Source organism: Neolewinella aquimaris (genome assembly GCF_014197245.1).
Classification (GTDB): Bacteria; Bacteroidota; Bacteroidia; order Chitinophagales; family Saprospiraceae; genus Neolewinella; species Neolewinella aquimaris.
Genome location: NZ_JACIFF010000009.1, coordinates 15,399 through 33,750, shown reverse-complemented (window position 1 = coordinate 33,750; position 18,352 = coordinate 15,399). Strand labels below are relative to the sequence as shown.

At 55.0% G+C, this 18,352-nt stretch carries 21 protein-coding genes; 4 read left to right on the top strand and 17 right to left on the bottom strand.

Features of this window, described 5'->3' with window-relative positions:
- Positions 1–6: 6 nt before the first annotated feature.
- Complete coding sequence (locus tag GGR28_RS15950; RefSeq protein WP_183496824.1) at positions 7–396, top strand: hypothetical protein; 390 nt, start codon at positions 7–9, stop codon at positions 394–396.
- An 89-nt stretch (positions 397–485) separates the two neighbouring features.
- On the opposite strand, the gene GGR28_RS15945 is transcribed toward GGR28_RS15950, so the two are convergent.
- The 5 genes from GGR28_RS15945 to GGR28_RS15930 form a co-directional block, all read right to left on the bottom strand.
- A complete protein-coding gene (locus GGR28_RS15945; RefSeq protein ID WP_183496823.1) occupies positions 486–2,285 on the bottom strand; it encodes an acyl-CoA dehydrogenase family protein in 1,800 nt (599 codons plus the stop codon).
- A 192-nt stretch (positions 2,286–2,477) separates the two neighbouring features.
- Positions 2,478–3,410 (bottom strand): FAD:protein FMN transferase, encoded by a 933-nt coding sequence (locus tag GGR28_RS15940; RefSeq protein WP_183496822.1) that lies wholly within the window; start codon positions 3,408–3,410, stop codon positions 2,478–2,480.
- 51 nt (positions 3,411–3,461) lie between these two features.
- Positions 3,462–4,778 (bottom strand): Gfo/Idh/MocA family protein, encoded by a 1,317-nt coding sequence (locus tag GGR28_RS15935; protein ID WP_183496821.1) that lies wholly within the window; start codon positions 4,776–4,778, stop codon positions 3,462–3,464.
- Between the two features lie 39 nt (positions 4,779–4,817).
- Positions 4,818–4,946: a hypothetical protein gene (locus tag GGR28_RS19235; protein WP_262890792.1), complete on the bottom strand. Its 129-nt coding sequence runs from the start codon at positions 4,944–4,946 to the stop codon at positions 4,818–4,820.
- A 142-nt stretch (positions 4,947–5,088) separates the two neighbouring features.
- Positions 5,089–5,985, bottom strand: a complete 897-nt coding sequence (locus GGR28_RS15930) for a formylglycine-generating enzyme family protein (protein ID WP_183496820.1) — start codon at positions 5,983–5,985, stop codon at positions 5,089–5,091.
- A gap of 255 nt (positions 5,986–6,240) precedes the next feature.
- Here GGR28_RS15930 and GGR28_RS15925 point away from each other — a divergent pair, with 255 nt between their 5' ends.
- On the top strand, positions 6,241–6,489 hold the full coding sequence (locus GGR28_RS15925) for a YgjV family protein (RefSeq protein WP_183496819.1): 249 nt from the start codon (positions 6,241–6,243) through the stop codon (positions 6,487–6,489).
- A 29-nt stretch (positions 6,490–6,518) separates the two neighbouring features.
- Here the strand turns inward: GGR28_RS15925 and GGR28_RS15920 are convergent, their stop codons facing one another.
- The 6 genes from GGR28_RS15920 to GGR28_RS15895 form a co-directional block, all read right to left on the bottom strand.
- Complete coding sequence (locus GGR28_RS15920; RefSeq protein ID WP_183496818.1) at positions 6,519–7,010, bottom strand: MarR family transcriptional regulator; 492 nt, start codon at positions 7,008–7,010, stop codon at positions 6,519–6,521.
- A 248-nt stretch (positions 7,011–7,258) separates the two neighbouring features.
- The gene (locus GGR28_RS15915; protein ID WP_183496817.1) at positions 7,259–8,419 is read right to left on the bottom strand and encodes a PQQ-dependent sugar dehydrogenase; all 1,161 of its coding nucleotides are present in this window, start codon (positions 8,417–8,419) and stop codon (positions 7,259–7,261) included.
- Between the two features lie 139 nt (positions 8,420–8,558).
- The gene (locus tag GGR28_RS15910; RefSeq protein WP_221233918.1) at positions 8,559–9,140 is read right to left on the bottom strand and encodes a class I SAM-dependent methyltransferase; all 582 of its coding nucleotides are present in this window, start codon (positions 9,138–9,140) and stop codon (positions 8,559–8,561) included.
- 6 nt (positions 9,141–9,146) lie between these two features.
- A complete protein-coding gene (locus tag GGR28_RS15905; RefSeq protein ID WP_183496816.1) occupies positions 9,147–9,587 on the bottom strand; it encodes an FKBP-type peptidyl-prolyl cis-trans isomerase in 441 nt (146 codons plus the stop codon).
- Between the two features lie 94 nt (positions 9,588–9,681).
- Positions 9,682–10,146, bottom strand: coding sequence for a DUF2975 domain-containing protein (locus GGR28_RS15900; RefSeq protein ID WP_183496815.1), 465 nt, complete (start codon positions 10,144–10,146; stop codon positions 9,682–9,684).
- An 85-nt stretch (positions 10,147–10,231) separates the two neighbouring features.
- Complete coding sequence (locus GGR28_RS15895) at positions 10,232–11,083, bottom strand: SDR family oxidoreductase (RefSeq protein ID WP_183496814.1); 852 nt, start codon at positions 11,081–11,083, stop codon at positions 10,232–10,234.
- Positions 11,084–11,446: 363 nt separating this feature from the next.
- Between GGR28_RS15895 and GGR28_RS15890 the strand changes: the two genes are divergently transcribed.
- Complete coding sequence (locus GGR28_RS15890; RefSeq protein ID WP_183496813.1) at positions 11,447–12,085, top strand: hypothetical protein; 639 nt, start codon at positions 11,447–11,449, stop codon at positions 12,083–12,085.
- Between the two features lie 350 nt (positions 12,086–12,435).
- Here GGR28_RS15890 and GGR28_RS15885 read toward each other — a convergent pair whose 3' ends face one another.
- Entirely contained in the window at positions 12,436–13,341 is a 906-nt protein-coding gene (locus tag GGR28_RS15885) for an alpha/beta fold hydrolase (RefSeq protein ID WP_183496812.1), read from the bottom strand.
- 362 nt (positions 13,342–13,703) lie between these two features.
- On the opposite strand from GGR28_RS15885, the gene GGR28_RS15880 reads away from it, so the two are divergent.
- Complete coding sequence (locus tag GGR28_RS15880) at positions 13,704–14,087, top strand: DoxX family protein (protein ID WP_183496811.1); 384 nt, start codon at positions 13,704–13,706, stop codon at positions 14,085–14,087.
- Here the strand turns inward: GGR28_RS15880 and GGR28_RS15875 are convergent.
- The 5 genes from GGR28_RS15875 to GGR28_RS15855 all read right to left on the bottom strand — a co-directional run bounded on the left by GGR28_RS15875 (position 14,084) and on the right by GGR28_RS15855 (position 18,257).
- On the bottom strand, positions 14,084–14,428 hold the full coding sequence (locus tag GGR28_RS15875; protein ID WP_183496810.1) for a DoxX family protein: 345 nt from the start codon (positions 14,426–14,428) through the stop codon (positions 14,084–14,086). The genes GGR28_RS15880 and GGR28_RS15875 overlap by 4 nt on opposite strands.
- A gap of 116 nt (positions 14,429–14,544) precedes the next feature.
- Complete coding sequence (locus tag GGR28_RS15870) at positions 14,545–15,831, bottom strand: serine hydrolase domain-containing protein (protein WP_183496809.1); 1,287 nt, start codon at positions 15,829–15,831, stop codon at positions 14,545–14,547.
- A 106-nt stretch (positions 15,832–15,937) separates the two neighbouring features.
- Complete coding sequence (locus tag GGR28_RS15865) at positions 15,938–16,678, bottom strand: DNA alkylation repair protein (RefSeq protein WP_183496808.1); 741 nt, start codon at positions 16,676–16,678, stop codon at positions 15,938–15,940.
- Between the two features lie 9 nt (positions 16,679–16,687).
- Positions 16,688–17,065, bottom strand: a complete 378-nt coding sequence (locus GGR28_RS15860) for a VOC family protein (protein WP_183496807.1) — start codon at positions 17,063–17,065, stop codon at positions 16,688–16,690.
- Between the two features lie 190 nt (positions 17,066–17,255).
- Positions 17,256–18,257 carry a hypothetical protein gene (locus GGR28_RS15855; RefSeq protein WP_183496806.1) on the bottom strand — a complete coding sequence of 334 codons (1,002 nt, stop codon included), beginning with the start codon at positions 18,255–18,257 and terminating at the stop codon, positions 17,256–17,258.
- Between the last annotated feature and the right edge of the window lie 95 nt (positions 18,258–18,352).

Sequence of the window (18,352 nt, the reverse complement as noted above, 5' to 3'; positions counted from 1 at the left end):
CCCACAATGGAAAACGGAATCCTCACCGACGCCCAGCAAAAAGACGCTGAGCTTATTAAAGCCCTGCTCGAGAAAATAGTCAACAAGAAAGGCTTCGACAACGTCAAGGCCAACGCCGAAGGCTATGAAACCCCGGCCAAAATTCGTCGCAGCAAGGACACCGATGAGTACTTCATTCCCGACGTTACCGGTGAGGTGAATGGCCGCAAAAGCTACTTCGAACTCGGTATGAAAACCGAAGACGAACGTGAACTCGTAACCAAGTGGCGTCTGCTCAGCAGCCTCGCCGCCTATAAGCACGGCAAACTCTACCTGGCCGTTCCCCGCGGCCACATGGCCTTTACCAACCGGATCCTGGCCGATTATCCCATTCAGGCAGAAGTGGTAAAAATCTAGGATCGGTACCCTCCGACACTCGGTAACAAAAAAGAAGCCGCGATTTGCAGTCTGCAGATCGCGGCTTTCTATTTGGTTAGGGTCAATTACTACATTACAAATGCGTTGGCCTCAATCAGGAAGTCCGCTACGATTCGGCGCAGCTTCTTCACGTTCTGTGGTGGGTACTTGGTAAAGCGCTTGATGCCCATGGTGAAGGTGCGCAGTAAGTCTCCTTCGATAAAGCTGGCAACCGCATCGGTCGCGTTCTTTTGCATCCGGGCGGTAGCATCGTGGAGGTAGGTGCGCAGTGCGGCATCGTACACCTCCGGCGACTGGTTACCGAGACCATTGTCCCGCATTTTGCGGACCCGCATCAGCGTGCTCTCCGCCTGCAGCAAGTCTCCGAGCATGTCCGCTACGTTCATCAGGATCTCCTGTTCGGCCTTGAGGTTGATCTTGCCGTCCATTTGTTGCTTAGCCGCAGCTCCGGCTACCATCAGGATCAGCTTCTTGAAGTCAGCTACGGCTTTAATTTCTTCTCCATATTCCCCCTCGGGACGGTCCATGCTGGGCATTCCACCAAGCTCCTTCTGCACGTTCCAGGCGGGTCCGACGATGTCCAGCGCACCCTTCATGGCCCGGCGCAGCAGCATGTCGACACTCAATAGTCGGTTGATCTCGTTGGTTCCTTCGTAGATCCGGTTGATGCGGCTGTCGCGGTACATGCGTGGCGCGAGGGTTTCCTCACTGTACCCCATGCCGCCGTGAATCTGCACCACTTCGTCGACGGTGTAATCCAGGGTCTCGGAACCCAGGAACTTCAGCAGGGCGCACTCAATAGCGTACTCCTCCGCACTGAGCAACTTGGCTTCGGCGAATGACTTACCGTCCGCCATCAGTTGCTTGTTCATGTCCTGGATCTGCTGGCTTACGCGGTAGAGGGCGCTTTCGCCCGCGAAGATGCGGATGCCCGCCTCACCGATTTTGTACTTGATGGCACCGAAGTTGGCGATCGGCTGTTTGAACTGGATCCGCTCGTTGGCGTAGCGAATGCCTACTTCCAGCGAACGCTTCGCCCCACCCATACTCAGGGCGTGTAGTTTGAAGCGTCCGACGTTCAGGACGTTGAAGGCGATGAGATGACCCTTGCCGATCTGACCGAGGCTATTGCCGACGGGTACGCGCACGTTCTCGAAGAATACCTGGCGGGTAGAGCTGCCCTTGATGCCTAGTTTGTCCTCTTCGGCACCTAAGGTTAAACCCTCCAATCCGCTCGGTACGATGAATCCGGTAAACTTATCGCCATCCACCTGGGCGAAGACGATGAAGACATCGGCAAATCCGGCGTTGGAGATCCACATTTTCTGCCCGTTAAGCACGTAGGCATCCCCATCAAGGACCGCAGAGGTCTTAGCCCCCATCGCGTCCGATCCACTACCGGGCTCGGTGAGGCAGTAGGCGGACTTCAGTTCCCCGTTGATGAGGCGGGGCAGGTAATCCTGCTTCTGCTTCTCGGTTCCGAAATATAGGATGGGAAGCATACCGATGCCGGTGTGGGCAGCGTAAGAAACCGTGAAGGATCCCGAGCTACCACCCATCACTTCGCAGATGAGGGTATTGGTATTGGTGTCCATCTCCATCCCTCCGAATTCTTCCGGCATGTGACTGCCCAATAGACCTAAGTCGGCCATCTTTTCCAGCAGGCGCGGGGCAATGTTGTCTTCCTGCTTCTCGATCTTGTCGAGGTTAGGCTTGATCTCCTGGTCGATAAAATCCTGGACCATCTGCCGTACCATCCGTTGTTCCTCATTGAATTCCTCCGGAACGAAGGTGGTAGAATAGTCGGCATCGGCGATGAGAAATTCACCTCCCTTAAGGACTTTCTGGTCGGTTAGCGTGTCTGACATGATCAAGGATTTTTAACTCTTAGCGAAAATTCGCTGCTAAGTTAAGCCCAATTTCCCCTCCGTTCAAGTACTGCCGACATTATTTAGCGAATTTTCGCTAATACCCCGTCCGACCGCTAAAGCGGTCGGACGGGGTAACCCGGTCAGCGATTTGAAATGGTGGACGGGGTGGGGGAAGCACCAGGAAGTCAATCAATCCTCTCTACGCTTCCGGTAATACCTAACTGAAGCATACTTTTTCAGCCACTTCGGTTCCTTCCGCGGATCAGTTACCAGGAGCGCCGATGCGAGGGCGTCCGCCAGCGTTCCACTCGGGGCGAAAACGGATACGGACCGCACGCCCACGACCCCCATTCCGGTACGGGGATCGATAAGGTGGCTATAGCGGTTTCCCTCGTGCTCAACGTACTTATAGGCCGTGCCGGAGGTGGCAACCGCCACGAATGCCGTATCGATGGGGCCATTAGGCCCTTTTATCCGCCAGCCGGAACGGTCCGGCGGAGACGCACCGAGCAGCAAATCCCCTCCACCATCGACGAGGAAGGAGGGAAGTCCACCGGTACGGAGCACCTCTCCGGCTGCGTCGAGGGCATACCCCTTGGCGATCCCGCCCAGGTCGAGCTGCATGCTATCCCGGGCCAACCAAACCAGGTTCGGGCGGCGCAGCCGCAGGTATTTCCACTGCACCCGCGATCCCGCCCGACTTATTTCCTGTTCCGACGGGAAGGTCTGACTGCGTATGGCCCGGCGCCAGAGTCTGGATAGGGGCCCCACGGTAGGATCGAATGCGCCCCTGCTCCGACGGGCTAGCTGACGCGATAATTTCAGGATTCGGTATAGATCACCAGACACCCGGTGGTAGCGGCGTGGGGGTAGGCGCGCTAATCGGTTGATCTCACTGTCCGTCCGGTAGTCGCTCATCGCTTGCTCGACGGCTTCGATGCGGGCGTAAGCGCTGTCGATGATGCGGTGAGCGGATGATGTATCGTCCGCATAAACCGTAATCGACCAGGGGGTACCCATGGCGGGGCGGGAGACGGACAGGCGGTGCTGCGCAGGGAGGGGGAGCGATAGCGCGAGAAGAAAAACGGCGAACGATAAGGATACTCGGCGGACGAATTGCATTCGGCCGACGAGTATCCAGCCGACGAGTATCCGGCCGACGGGCACCAGGAACTACTTCACCTTGGTCTCGCCGGGGACGGGGACGGGGTAGTAGCCGTTTTCGAGGGGCAGGATCGGGGGCGGCGCATTGAAGGCGTAGGTAGCCGGCGAGAGATCGAGGTCTGACTGCATGGCCTCCTCCCAGGTGACGACCTGACCGGAATACGTGGCCATACGGCCCATAACGGCGGTGAGGGTACTCTTGGCGGCATTTTCGGCGTCCGCGTATTTGTACTCCCCGTCGGCGACGGCTTTAAAGAGCAGGTCGTGCTCGAGTTGGTAGGGGTTGGGGTCCTTGCGGTCGTTGTGGTCCAGTATGGCGTAGCCGGATTTAGTCAACAGCTTACCGGGAGCCGGGGCGGTACCATTCGTGCCCTGAAACTGTTCGGTAACCTTGGTGCTGGCTCCGTTCCAGTGGCGGCACTGACTGATCATGCGACTGCCGTCGGCGTAGGTGTACTCCACGGCGTGGTGATCGAAGATCTCTCCGTGCTCCTTGCCGTTGCGCATGTGGCGACCGCCGAATCCGGAGGCTTCCCGGGGGTAGTCCTGCTTGACCCAGTTGCCCACGTCGAGGTTATGGATGTGTTGCTCGTTGATGTGGTCGCCGCAGAGCCAGTTGAAGTAGTACCAGTTGCGCATCTGGTATTCCATTTCGGTCTGTCCGGCTTCGCGGGGCCTTACCCACACGCCGCCGCTGTTCCAGTACACGTAGCTGGTGGTGATGTCGCCGATGGCGCCGTTCTGCATCATATCCACCCAGCCTTCGGTGTACTTTTTTTGGTAGTGGCGCTGCAAACCGACGACGACGTTCAGCTTTTTTCGCTTCGCTTCCTCGGCGGCCTTGAGTACCCGTCGTACTCCGGGTGCGTCCACGGCCACGGGTTTTTCCATGAAGATCTGCTTGTCTGCCGCTACGGCTGCTTCGAAATGAATTGGCCGAAAACCCGGAGGGGTAGCGATCACCACCACGTCACAGAGCGAAATGACTTTCTCGTAGGCATCGAATCCGACGAATTTGTTTTCTTCTGCAACGTCGAGTCGTGTCGCGTCAATTTCGTTTTCGGCCAGCTGGGTCTGGATGCCCGTATAAGCCTTGTCCAGCCGGTCACGAAAAGCGTCGCCCATGGCCACCAACTTCACGTTTTGCTCGGTGGCTAGGGCCTGGAAGGCCGCTCCTGTGCCCCGTCCGCCGCAACCGATCAGCCCGATTTTTATGACGTCGGCCCCGTCAATGTGCACCCGTGCGGCTAGCTCGGGAGAGACGACCAGGCCGGCGGCGGCGAGGGCGGTGGTTTTTTGGAGAAAGGAACGGCGGTTGATTGGCATGATCTTGTGGTTTATAATTTACAATTTACAATATTCAATTTAAAATTTGTGGCTCTGCTCGCTACGCTCGTCTTTGTGGCTCTGCTCGCTACGCTCGTCTTTGTGGCTTTGCTCGCTACGCTCGTCGGCATGGCTCTGCTCGCTCCGCTCGTTACGGGAAATGATCATCGGGCGGTACAATTTTAAATCACCAATTTTAAATTTAAAATTTCCCAATAGCTATTAGGAGCACTCAGTTAGCAATATTAACGATGGATTGCATTTCGGGTGAGGACAAATTTTAAATCACCAATTTTCAATTTGAAATCCCCTAGTCCACAATCGCTTCCGCAAAAAAGGTACGGACTTCTTCTGGGGTAGGCTGTTTTTTGGGTGATACGAGGCGGAAGCCCAGGAAGGCGCTATCGACATTCCACCAGAGGCTTTTGGGGATCTGGGGGTCGCGGGCCTGCCAGCGGGGGGAGGATTTTTCACGGGTGCGGCAGCCGGCGTCGGCGGTTTCGGTGTCGAAGGAGCCGCCGCGGACGGTGCGGGAGTGCTTGCCGTCGGGCCGTAGCCATGGGTCGGGGTCGGTGCCGATGCGGTCGGTGTAGTCGTCGTAGTACTCGTCGAGCGTCCATTCGCTGACGTTGCCGATCATGTCGTAAAGTCCGTAGGCGTTGGGCTTCTTTTCGCCGACCTTGTGGTAGGTTTCTTCCCCGTTTTCGTAGAGCCAGGCCAGGTCATGCAGGTCGGCGGAATCGGGTTCCTGGCCGGCGAGGCAAGCGTATTCCCACTCGGCTTCGGTGGGGAGGCGGAAGAAGCGGCCGGTCTTTTCGTAGAGCCACTCGCAGTAGCGCAGGGCAGCCTGCTGGGTGGTGTTCACCTGGGGGTAGCCGCCGCGGGTGCCCATCCCGTAACTCAGGTCGAGGTAGGGTGGGGAGGGGCGGGTGACGGCATCTGCGTCCCAGTCTCCGGAAGCGGCTACGGGCGTATCGTTTTCGCGAACCTGAAAAATGCGGTAGGCCTCGTGGGTAACTTCGTGACTGCTGATCGAAAAAGGAGATAGGGTGACCTCTTTTTCGGTGTCTCCGAACGTGAATGTGCCGCCCGGGAGCGGAACCATGGTAAAACTCACGTCCGTACCCGGTAGGTGCACGGTATCAACCTGGGCGGCAAGCGCGGGAGCAAGGCAAAAGGAAAGGAGCAGGCTAAGTAGGTAGTGCATGAACGGCTGGCGGGATCTAATAAAGGCTTGCCAATATACCGCAACAGACAAAATCTGGCAGCAGAACTGCTTTTACAATTAACGGCTTATCTCCGACCGCTTTACTAGGACAAAACAGTTCATCCAATTAGCGACCGTAAATAGAAGCCAAAAAACGTAACTGGTTACGATCATTCGAGGTTACATTTGTGTAACCAGTTACGCTAATGAGTTGCGGAAGCAGCTTTGGGAGTTTACAGTTCAATTTCCATCCCTATGCATTTATACACGGAACTTCTGGGTTACCTCGCTATTGCCGCCGGTTTCTACGCCATCACCAAAAAGGAAATGGCCGGCTTTCGCTTTTGGCACCTGATATCGAGCTTTATTTACGTGTTCTACGGCGTTCTGATCGCTTCGGGACCGTTGATCATCTCTGGCGCGGTGTTCTGCATCATTCATGCCTATCACTTACGCAAACTGCGGGTTTTTTCGTTCCGGATGCGTAGACCTGGTGGGGTTTGATGGGGTAGCTGAGTCATCGGGACGTCGGATCAATCCTTCAGCGATTCGAAGTGGTGGTGCATACGGGTCTTGAAGTCCGCGTCTGCCATATTCTTTTCTACTACGGCTAGTTGGTCCAGCAATGCGGTGTGGTGGTCCATCATCTCCCGCAGCGCTCGGTCGCCCGCTTCCCAGTACCGGTGCAGTAGCGGCAGTTCCGCGCGGGCCTTATCGGAGAGGGTGAGCTGATACTTGCGCCGGTCGTTTTCGTCTTCGAGAGAAATCAGGTAGCCCTTCCGCTTCATCTTTTTCGTCAACTTCACCAGGGCGGGGTGGGACTGCCCCAGTTGACTTGCCATTTCCGTGACGGTCAGCTGTCCGTGCTTTTCGAGTAGGAGGAAGACCATGTGCCAGTTGGGCTCGATCTCGGCGTCCTGTTCCGTGTAGAATTCCTTGGTTTGGTACAGGAAGGCGTCGCTTAGTCGCTTTAGGCGGGCGGTCACGCCGTTGTAGCTCATTTCTGCGAGAAAGTCGTCTTCCATTAATGGGTAATTGGTTACGGGAATGTACGGTTATTCAGGGGTAAGGTCGAGTGGCTTGTAGCCCGAGACGACAGGTTATGGTATTTTCACCACGGATGGGCACGGATTAAACACGGATGTAATGGTCGAGTGGCTTGTAGCCCGAGACGGCAGGTTAGGATATTTTCACCACGGACGGGCACTGATTCTACACGGATGCAGAGGTCGAGCGGCTTGTAGCCCGAGACGGCGGGAGTACTTAAAATACCTCACTCCCCAATCCGCACCACCACCCCATTCGCCTTAGTCAAATCATTTCGTTCAATTAGTGCAATCACATCTCCGCTGGGCAGTTGCTTGATGGTGCGAACCCGTCCTTCAATGTCCAGTCCGAAGGTCTCGCCGGTTTTTCGGTTGAATTTCATGAGCCTTCGGTAGGCGAGGGAGCCGAAGAGAAAATGACCGTTCCAGTCCTCGATCGTACTGCTGTCGACTTTCAGGAGACAGGCAGGGGCCAGGGCCTGGCCGCCGTCGTCCGTCGGGACGGTCCAGTAGTGTTCCGGCAATATGGTAGAGGCGGCCGCAGAATCGTGCGAGATGGTCGATACCCACTGACCGTCGTAATTGATGCCGTAGCTAACGAGCGGCCACCCGTAATTCTTTCCCTGCTCGATAATGTTGAATTCGTCTCCGCCCTTCGGGCCGTGCTCCACGCCAAACAGGGTATGAGTCGATTGCTCGTAGTACAAGCCCTGCACGTCCCGGTGGCCGTAGCTCCAGATGGTGGAGGGGGAGGTCCGGCCTTCGAAGATCGGATTATCGGGCGGAATACTCCCGTCCTCCAACAGCCGATGAATTTTTCCAGCGTCGTTGTCGAGGTCTTGGGCATACAGGATGGGAAAACTGGAAGTAGACCAGTCAGAATTGCCCACATTTAGAAAGAAGTGCGTGCTGTCCTGCCACACGATTCGCATACCGTTCCCGGTCCAGTTGAGGTTTCTCGTCGTGAAAATGGTATCGAAATCGGTAGCCGTGTCGTCCTGGATTTGGAAGCGCGAGACCCGCGCTAGACCAGTAGTGTCCAGGTAGGAAACGTAGAGAAGGCCGTTATCGGCGTAAGCGGGGTGCAGGCTCACATCCATCAGTCCACCGTGCATAATAGCGCGAATGCCGGGGGTGCCAAAGGTAGCCACCGGTGGCATACCCTCCACCTCGTTCATATAGCCGTCGGTATAGTGATACATTTTCCCCACCCGGTCCGTGATGAAGTATTCACCATCATTCACGATCGCGATCCCGTACGGAATGGTGAACCCCCGCGCTATGGTGTCCACCGAGAACCAATCGTCACTGATGGGGTAGGGCGACTCCGGCACCTCAATGAGGTTGTTCCTGCAACCGAGCAGGCCGCCGAGAGAGATGGTTACCAAGAGAAGTTGAATAACATGCACCGCAATATTAGTTGAGGGTGAGGTGGATAGTGCTCAATGCCAAGGAACACTCGCCAGGGCTTACCCGCAAAACCAATCGACCGAAACCCCTCACCCGCCCGACAAACCACCCCGCTCATCACTCCTTCACCGCGTCGAAGTAATAATTCCCCCCTTCGTCCTCAAATTCAGCGAGCAGCGACAGTCCCGCTTCTGACAACACGGTCTTATATCGCTCCGCTCCCAGCGATACCGACTGTTCTCCGGTCAGAACATCTTTCCACTCGGTTTTCACGCGCGGGGCAGTAAACAGCAGCTTTCCCCCGGTCCGTAGGTGATCGGCAGCTTTTTGAATCATCGCCCCCTGTTCCGTTGGCGGTAAAAGGAACATCAGGCCGATGGCGATAACTGCCCCGTATTGAAGGTCAAAAAACGAGGATTCCGCTACGCTTTCGCGCCTAGCGGGGACGCTCGGAAAATTCTGCCTAAAGGCGCGGAGCAAAGTAGGCGATGCATCTATCGCGTAGACGCGCATCCCCTCTTCAACCAACACCTTAGTAATTGGAAGCCCGGTTCCACAACCCAGATCCAGTATAGAGGCACCCGGCGGCAGAGTACGCGCCCATTTGCGGACGGTCGCGGCACCTATCCCATCCGTGGCTTTTCCGCGGAGTTCGATAAACCTACTAGCTATTTTCTCGTACCCATTCGATTTGTCCATAACCACTTACCCCACCGATGCGATCTCCACATAGAAGATCAAGTTACTGTTTGTCGGGATTCCCTGCCCCCGTCCCTTTGGCCCGTAACCCAGCTTAGCTGGCACAAAGAGCGTGGCTTCGTCACCCCACCGCAGCAGCGCGATGGCTTCATCCCAGGCCGGAATCACTTCGCCGGCTCCGAGCAAAAAGCGCACCCCCCTCGCGCTGCTGAACGATTCTTCAAACACGCTGGGTTTATCCTCGAGTAGCCCGACGTAGTGTACTTCCACCCGCTGTCCCGGCTTCGGCTGCACGCCTTCTCCGGCTTCGTGAATAAGGTAGCCTAGTCCTGACGCCGTCCGGTTGGGTTCCAGTTTCCCATCCAGGTAGTCCTGCCGTATTTCCTTTGCGAAGGCGATGCGATCCGCCGCAATGGCTTTCAGCTTGGCTTTGGTCGGCTTCTTCATGGCGGCAAGGTAGGCGGAATACGGGGGGCGGGGACGCAGGTGCGGAGGAAATTCAGGGAAAGCAATCAACGTGGCGTAGCAGCGAGCACGGACTTCAGCAAACTCCGGAAGTAACGGACCTTTTCGTACTCTTTTCGAGCATCGTCGCAGCCGTTGCAACTACTATTGCAATAAAGGTGCCCATAATGCAGATGGCGAGAAATCCGGCGGGGTCGTCGTCTTCGTGATGAAATTCACGTATGTACAATCCTGCAGCCACGATCGACGCACCCAACACAATCGCGCAAAATTTAATACGTCTCAGGGTTTTAGTCGCACAAGGTGAATAAAACTCATCTCGCCCAATGTATCCGAACAATTGAAATACTTGATACAACAGCACAAAAAAGGCAATTGATGAGGCATATCCATATAGAATAAATGGATCGAGGTAGATGCTTGCCAAGTCTAGATCGGTGGCCCTCCCCTCCATCATCGGAAACCTGACCAGGACAAAAATCGCCAGAATGCCAATCATTACGGTGACTGCCTGAAGAAATGTTGCGATCGGTCGCTTCATAATGGCGGATACAGGAAGCTACTATTACGGATTGTCCAATTTAAAGGTTTTACAACTAAGCATCAGTTAGATGTAGCTGGATGGCCTATTGTACGCTCGCAAGGTTTTTGATCATCTCCAACGGTGCCTTGTGCGCCCGCCCGGCGGCCCGCTCGTAGTCCGACCGCAAGTCGTAAGCGCCGTTTTGAATTCCCTCATAGATGCCGGCGATGACCGTCCCCATAAACTCTCCCAGAGCCGTCCGTCGCTCCTTCGCGTAAGCGGCAACCGAGACCGGACGGTAGGTTAGCTCGGTACCGTATACCCGGTTGAGTAGTTCAGCCAACCGTGCCTGGGTAATGGCCTCACCGACTAAATTGTACACCTGCCCGTGGTGTTTTTCATCCAGCAGCATTCGGGCGTAAGCACAGCCCAACTCACTCCTGCTGGTGTAAGTGCACTTGCCACCACCCGCACAGTTTGTGATCTCTCCGTCCTTTACGTAGTGGTCGATGTACTCCAGATCCGGTTCGATGTAGATGCCGTTCCTTCCGATCACCCACTGAAGACCAGACCCCCGAACATCGTTTTCCGTTTGTCGATTGGACTGTACGATCGGACTAAACGCCGTATCGGTTTCGTCCCCTACAATGCCGGTGTAGACGATCTTCGACACTCCGTTGTACTTAGCGGCTTCAATCACGTTCCGGTGCTGCTGAATTCGTTTCTGGGGGTCATCCATGCCCGAAACCAATAGAACGGTATCGACCCCACGAAGGGCTTCATCAAACTGCTGACGGCTGTTGTAATCACCTTTCCGGATTTCGACACCCAGATTGCTTGCCTTCTCGGGAGTTCGGGCAATTCCGACGACGTGGTCTTCGCCGACCTCATTTATCAGCTGCCTCACGATGGCGGAACCTAGCTGTCCGCTTGCTGATGTAACTGCGATTTTCATAGTCGTAATTGGGCACACAAAAATTAAGGCTTGAACCCAAGTTTGAACCGATCGTTCAGGCTCAAATACGGATCGACCTAGCCGGACACGCCAATTGGACCACGTCCGAGTGCAACACGTAACTAGCTGATTACGGGAGCATTACTGCTGTTTTTTCGCTCTCGGTGCAAAAATAGCCCAAGGCTTACCCATCTCATTTTGCAATAATGAGACAACACTTCGCCAAAATAGCAAAAGCAGGCTTACGCCGGTGCGCCTAGGTTTGCAATATCCTCTACGTGGGGCCCATTCCTAAATCGAGGGCTTACGATATTCCCCGGCTATTCGCAAGGGGGCGTCGCCTGCCTTGTAAAACACCATGTCATGTTGATCCGCAAAATACTGCTGTCCCTACTCGCGCTTTTCGTGCTGGCTTCCTGCACCAAAGACGAGCAATTCGCCCTAAATACCTCGGAGTCGGACGTTCAACGCATCGGGGCGTCAGCTTTGGCTAAGGGCAAGGCCAGGGGCAAAAGTGAATCCGTTGCCATTTACGAAAATCCCGCGGGAGAATGGATGATCATTCCGGGAGCCCACTCCGAATTGCGCCGTACCAAAAACGGCATCACGGCACACTTCAAAACGGAGAACCTAATTCCCGGAAATGCCTATACGCTGTGGTTCGTGGTCTTCGGCGATGAGCCGGGTCCGCCTTCCTCCACCTACGCCGCCGGCCACATCGTCGGTGCAAGCGGGAAGGGCAATTTTTCCGGACACCTACACCTCGGCGACGGCTTTGACGCCCCGCGCACCCTCACCGAATTCGACAGCCCGCTAACGGCGGAAGTACATTTGGCCCTGCGTACGCACGGCCCGGCCCAGCCCGGAATCATCCCGAGCCAAATCAATACGATGGACGGGGGGTGCACCTCCGGCTTCCCATCAGGACCCAGCCTTCATCCGGACTCCGATGAGGTGGGCTACTGCGCGAATATCCAGGTCGCAGTGCACCCGGGGAATTAGGTTGGTAGGTATCTACTGGCCTGTACCGCAGGGCAGACTAGTGGATCAGGGCATCCATTAACTAGTTCACTGTTGATTTAGCCAATCGTTGGTTTTCTTAAACAGTGTATTTCCGGCCACTTGCTCATGGTCAAATGGGTGTCGTTCCGGGTGGCGCAGCAGTTCCTCTAGGCACGCCCTAAGCTGGGCGTCGGCGGGGCCGCAGGTGCAATGTGGTTCGGGTCAATGCCAGCAAACTTGGCTGATACCGATAGACCCTGCACCTGCGTCCGCGCCAAACAACTTCGATTAGGTGAGGTGATAGTGCAAGTATCTGGGTTATGCTCCTTGTTCCCGGACAAACTTCAGTTTTACAGCATATCTCGTATCAGAGCAACACATTTTTCCGGCTGATCGAGCCAGGGGCAATGCCCGGCATCACGCACTACCTCAAACCGACAGTCACGGATTCCTGATGTTTTTGCTCCACCCGTATCGGGCTTCTCGAACGCGTCCTTGTCTCCCCAAATAAATCGTACCGGCATCTTTAGTTGGTGCAATTTATCCCCTACGTACAGGTCTTTCTTCCAGCCCCTCAGCGTCAGGACGTTCTCCAATAAGGTAAGAAAACCAAGCTCGCTTCCCGGTAACAGCTGGCCGTGATAGCAATGTTCCAGGTAAGTGTCCGATAGTTTTTCTATGTCCGCTACCAATAGTTGTTTATGCACGTTTTTTACATTCCTGACACTTGGTTTGGCTAGGGATTTCACCAGTAGGCGATTCAATCCCTTGGTTCCCAGAAACCTTAACACCGGAGGGATCCATAAATTCATACCCGCTGGCGCGCCAATTAAGAGTAGTTTTTCTACTCTTTCGGGACATTTCAGGGCAAAGCAGATGCTAAAGTAGCCTCCCATAGATTGGGCTACGAATAACGCTTTTTCCAGTTCCAGGGCATCCATGAATGACTCGATGAATTCGACCGCATTTTTCTGGACATTAACTCCCGTGTAGTCAAAATTATCCGTCAGTCCACATCCCGGGCGGTCGACGGCGTATACCCGGTAGTGTGCCGATAGCGGTTTGAGAATGTTGATCCATTCACTCGAATGACTCCCTCCGCCGTGTACCAAGACTAGGGGACTTCCCATGCCGATTTCGAGATAGTGGACACGTTTTACCGGGCCGTCCGTAACCACTACCCTCGAATGTGGCTGTATGTCATGCACGTCAAAGAGTCGCTGTCTGCTGCGTTTATAGTTCTCGATCGCGTTCATGCCGTGCTTGTTTTTTTCGCGGCAGCCTGAACGGGATCACTATCTTAAGGGTGACAAAACGTAACAAGCATGCTCACCTGCCCAAACTGCGCGAGTAGAAAGATAATCCTGTATGGCCACACTCGCCACATACCGATATCTAGCAGATACGAAACCAAATCATCCTGCGACAACAACTACTTGTGTTGGCAGCGTAATATGGCCGCACACCGTTACGCATGATGCACCGCCGAATTTCCGACGGCGACTGTCAGTAACATCCCGCCTGTCACCTACGCCATTCGAAACCGGAAGCGGGAAAAGCTGTTGGGCAGTAGCACGGCCGGGGGATTGTCCAGCGGTCAGGCGTCAAAACAGGCAGTATGGAATACCTCATCATTGTTCTTCAGCTTATCGTTGGATTGAGTATCCTGAACGTCTGGCTGGTGCAGTACAACAAGGCTACCCGGTGGCGCGGCGGCGACGCTACTACGATCGTGGAGGAATTTAGGGCCTACGGCCTGCCGGATTGGTCCGTGTACGTGGTGGGGGCCATTAAGACGGTCCTTGCGTTGCTACTCCTCGCCGCCATCTGGTATCCGGTGCTCCGGTTCCCGGCAGCGATCGGTCTGGCCGCCATGCTGGCCGGTTCGGTACTGATGCACCTGAAGATCAGCGATCCCCTCATCAAGTCCTTCCCGGCGGCGCTTTTCCTGATGATGTGCCTGATTATTGCGTTCGTTCCCGAAAACGCTGTGCTCAACTAGCTGCCGCCGTAGTGAATGGCGAGGTACAGATTGAGGGCGGCATACAGAAAGGCTGGGGTGGAGGCTAGGAAACTGTCGCCGATCTTCATCCGAACGCCGAAACCGTAGGCCATCATTAGAAACAGACCGGTGGCGGAGGCGAGTGCGAGCGGGGGCCATATCCAGTAACCGACGATGAGGCCCGCGCCCCCTAGGATCTGCAGGACTCCGACGAGCGGTCGCTGGCGGTCGTACCCGTAGCGGATGAATTCACGCTTCATGTAGGAAGAGGTCAGGCAGCTTGTCCCGAAGAACAGAAAGGAGAGCCCGGAGAAATAGGTGGCCACGGTGGGGAAGTCCATAGGTGAGGTCTTTGGGGAGCGGGCAGGGGAGGATTCCGCTCACCGAGCGCCAGGTGGCAGCCTAATGCGAAACGGCCGGAGGATGTTGTAGCTATTTGACCCGCACCGGTCCCGGCTCAGTCGTCTACCGCCGCGCCCACCAGCAGACGAAACTTCCAGGCCGTCTGATCCTGTGACGTGCCCTGGGTTTGCTTCATCAAGATGCCGATGAGCTGTTCCTGCGGATCGGCGAAGTACTGGGTGTTGAAGTAGCCGCCCCAGTCGAAGGTCCCCTCACTGCCCCGACCGCCGCGGCCCTGTCCCGTTTCGTCTACGACACCGAAGGCCAGCCCGTAGTAGCTCCCCGGGTTCCGGAGATCGCCAACCTGGTTGGCCATGATGCTCTGAATGGTCGTCCGACTGAGCAGACGGGTGCCGTCGAGTTCTCCGCCGTTGAGGTACATCTGCAGGAAGCTGGCGTAGTCCGCGGCCGTGCTCGAGAGGCCGGCTCCGCCGGAGAAGAAGCGGCGGGCGCCCGCAATGGGGTATTTCGGATCGTAAAAGGTGGTAGGGTAATTTTCCCAGCCGTCGCCAGCGGGCCGCTGGATGCTTACGAGGCGATCGTGCTTGTTTTCCGGCAGGTAGAACCAGGTGTCATCCATGCCCAGTGGTTCGAAGATGTGATTGCGGAAGTATTCGTCCAGCGGCTCTCCGGATACTACCTCGATGAAGTAGCCCAGTACATCGAGTCCTTCGCTGTAGGTAAAGCGCGCGCCGGGATCGTGGTGAAGGGGTAGGGCGGCCAGTTTCGTGACGCTCTCTTCGATGGAGATATCTTCGGTAGTGAAGAGGTCGGTGACCCCCGCATCCGCGTAGATACGTTTGAATCTTGGGTCTCCGTCGATGACGCCGTAGCCGAGTCCGGAGGTGTGGGTCAGCAAGTGGCGGATGGTAATGGGCTTATCGGCCGGTCGGGTATCGTAGGTGCCGTCTGCGTAGAGGGTATCAAGCACCTGGGCGTCCGCGAAGGCAGGAATGTAGTCGGCGACCGGGTTGTCGAGTTGAAAGAGTCCCTGCTCCCAAAGCATCATGACTGCGGTAGAGGTGATGGCCTTGGTTTGGGAGGCGATGCGGAAGATGTCGTCCCGCTCCAGTTCCCGCCCGTCGGCCGCGGCCGTGCCGAACGCCTTGTGGTAGACGATCTTGCCGTTGCGGGCTACCAGTGCCACTGCTCCGGGGACTTGCTCTTCCGCGATGGCCTCGGTTAGCATAGCGTCGATACGAGCGAGCCGTTCGGCCGACATGCCCACGCTGGCCGGGTCGGCGGTGGTCAGTGGCGGCGATTGCTGGGTGGAGGGCGTTTGGGCCGTGAGGCTGACGGCTAGCAGGAGGGAAAAGAGGGAAAGTAGAAAACGGAAATGCATGGAGGATCGAACTTGGGTGAATCGAATATACTCCCACGGCTGAGAACTGCTGAGCCCCTGACTGTATGCGTTAGGCGTCTTTCCTGGCGGATGCGGTCCGGATTATTCAGATGGCTATTTTCCTGGTGGCTCGTCTTACGATCCACTGGGTATGCTTATTCGGTGATGTTTGCCATTCCTGTAGCAGCTTTCTCGTTGGTTCGTAGTTTACCTTTAGCCAGTCCGTCAGGTGGTTTCCGACCGATTTCTTGACGAACATCACCTCGTCCGCTTTTAGCAATTCAAGGATCTCAAAAATAGGTCTGGGGTTGTCGTTGAAGAGGTCCAGCTTCCTCGCCCAGGGTAGTTTCGGTCGTAATCCTTCACTAGCTAACCGCCGTAAGTGAACGTCCTCCGATCTCGCCCACTCCTTCATCTGGGCGAGACAACGCTCGGGATAGTTTCGGATGAAGGGCCGGATCGCGTATTCACCGGTGTTACGTTTCGTGATTTCTTCGATCGCTTTGATTGAAACTTCATAGTTGTTCAGACCGTATAGCTCGACGTACTTTCCGATCGGCATGATCCACCAATACTCGGTGAACATGCCCGTTTCCTTAGGATTTTCGTCTCCCAGGATTCCCAGTAGTATGCTTGTAGCGTCTTCGTAGTTGTCCGGCAAATAAGTAAATAGCTGTTGGGCGATAAATACGATTCGTTCCGTGTAAGACTTGTTGGGTACGCCCGCCGCGACCGCTGCAACAAACGATTCCGAGTCAAATCTTGCGTAAACGGTTTGGATCTTCTCTGACAACAGCACCGCGAGCGATTCTCCGAACTGTTCGGTTATGCTTACTCTTTCCACCATCACTTTGGGTTAATCGGGTGCAGCATACCTCACAATATCTATCCCTATGCCATTTGGGTCTTCAATGGAGAAATGTCGGTCTCCCCACGGCTCGTCCCTTAGGTCCACCTTGACGTCGACTCCTTTTTTCTTTAAGTCTGCGTAGATGGTGTCTACCTCATCCATTTCGATCGTCAGGTACATCCCCTTTCCACCGTAGGGCGTACGAAACAACGGCTGTTGGCTTGGATGATTGGGCAGTAAAAAAGATAATTCAGCCTGCTTGTTTGGCGTATGCATTAGAACGTAGAAATCGTTTTCGAAGGTCACGCCGAAGCCCAGGTGATCCGAATAGAATGCTTTACTTTCCGCTAGTTTCTCCGTAATCACTCCCGCATTTAGTTTCATCGGTTGTTCGGTTTAGAGTTGAGCCAAAGAGTCGTCAGCTGGTCTGGTCAAGCTACCATTTCAGTGGAGATGGGCAACTGGGATGAACTTGACTCACCGACAACCAGGAAGTTATTGTTTACTGTCCGGACTTGCAAAACAAGTGGTGGCTTTGTCAACGCGACATCCTTCCCGCAAGCGGTATCGAAAGCTAGTAATGATCTGCTACATTCATGGATGGTAATTGCAGATGAACATTATCCGGTGCTGATTTCATCTTGCTGTCTTGATGACAGACCATGCACCGATCGAATTTCATTACCTCAATTTCGGTGTATTCTTGCTGTGTCGCTATGGCCGTAGCGTAATCGATCCTTGCGTCCAGGTGTTTTTGGTAATCCCAGTGCTTGTATTCTTGGAAATACTTCGCGTTCTCGTATACCCTGAGTGCGGTTGCGTAGTCTCTCCGTTTGAGCAGTAGATCGCCCAGGATCATGAGGAATCCTTCCATGTTATGGGGAGCAATCCAGGTATTCCAGCAAGTACTCTGTTTGCCTTCCACCGTTTTTCGGGATAGGTACTTCCGGTAGTCCAAATTCTTTCGATCAACCTTTTCGCCAGCACACTTATCGAGGTTCTCCCATAGCATATTTACGGCGGCCTCTCTGTCCTTTTTTCTGGGCGACATCGCCAGCGTATATGCTGCAGTAAAAAGATTGAATTCAGGGTATTTTCTTGCGGCCTTTTTCATTTTGAAGTACCCTTCCGTCATGTCCTGCATGTTTCCGTGTATCCCACCTTCCGCCATGTACATGCTCACCATGAACCCGTAGTATCGCCACTCTTTGTCCGGGTGCAGAACAAAAGCCTCGTCGAAGTATTTAACGGCTAGGGTAGCGTGGTCGGTCACGCGTGGCGAGGGCTGGTCCATCCTTCCGCTTTCCGCCAGCGCCCAGGAGTGGGTGAATCCGATGTGCGCAGCCAGTCTATAGTCTTCATTGTTGTCCAGATAAGCTGCCGTCAGCTTGTCGAGCATTTGGGGAATGCTATCGTAGTTTCCCCGGTGGAAATTATCCCAGAAGTACTTATCTGCTTCCATCGCCACTGCCGACTGCGACAATTTCCCGGTTTTTTTAGGTGCAAATGGGGGGATGATCGTCGAACAGCCCCAAACGGTCACTAAAGCGAAAACTATCAGTAGTTGTTTTTTCATCTTTTGGGCGGTACGCACAATTCAGGTTACCGTACGGGCAACCTGCTTTTCTCTTATTCTAAAGATAAAAAAAGCTATCGGTCATCCCGAAAACT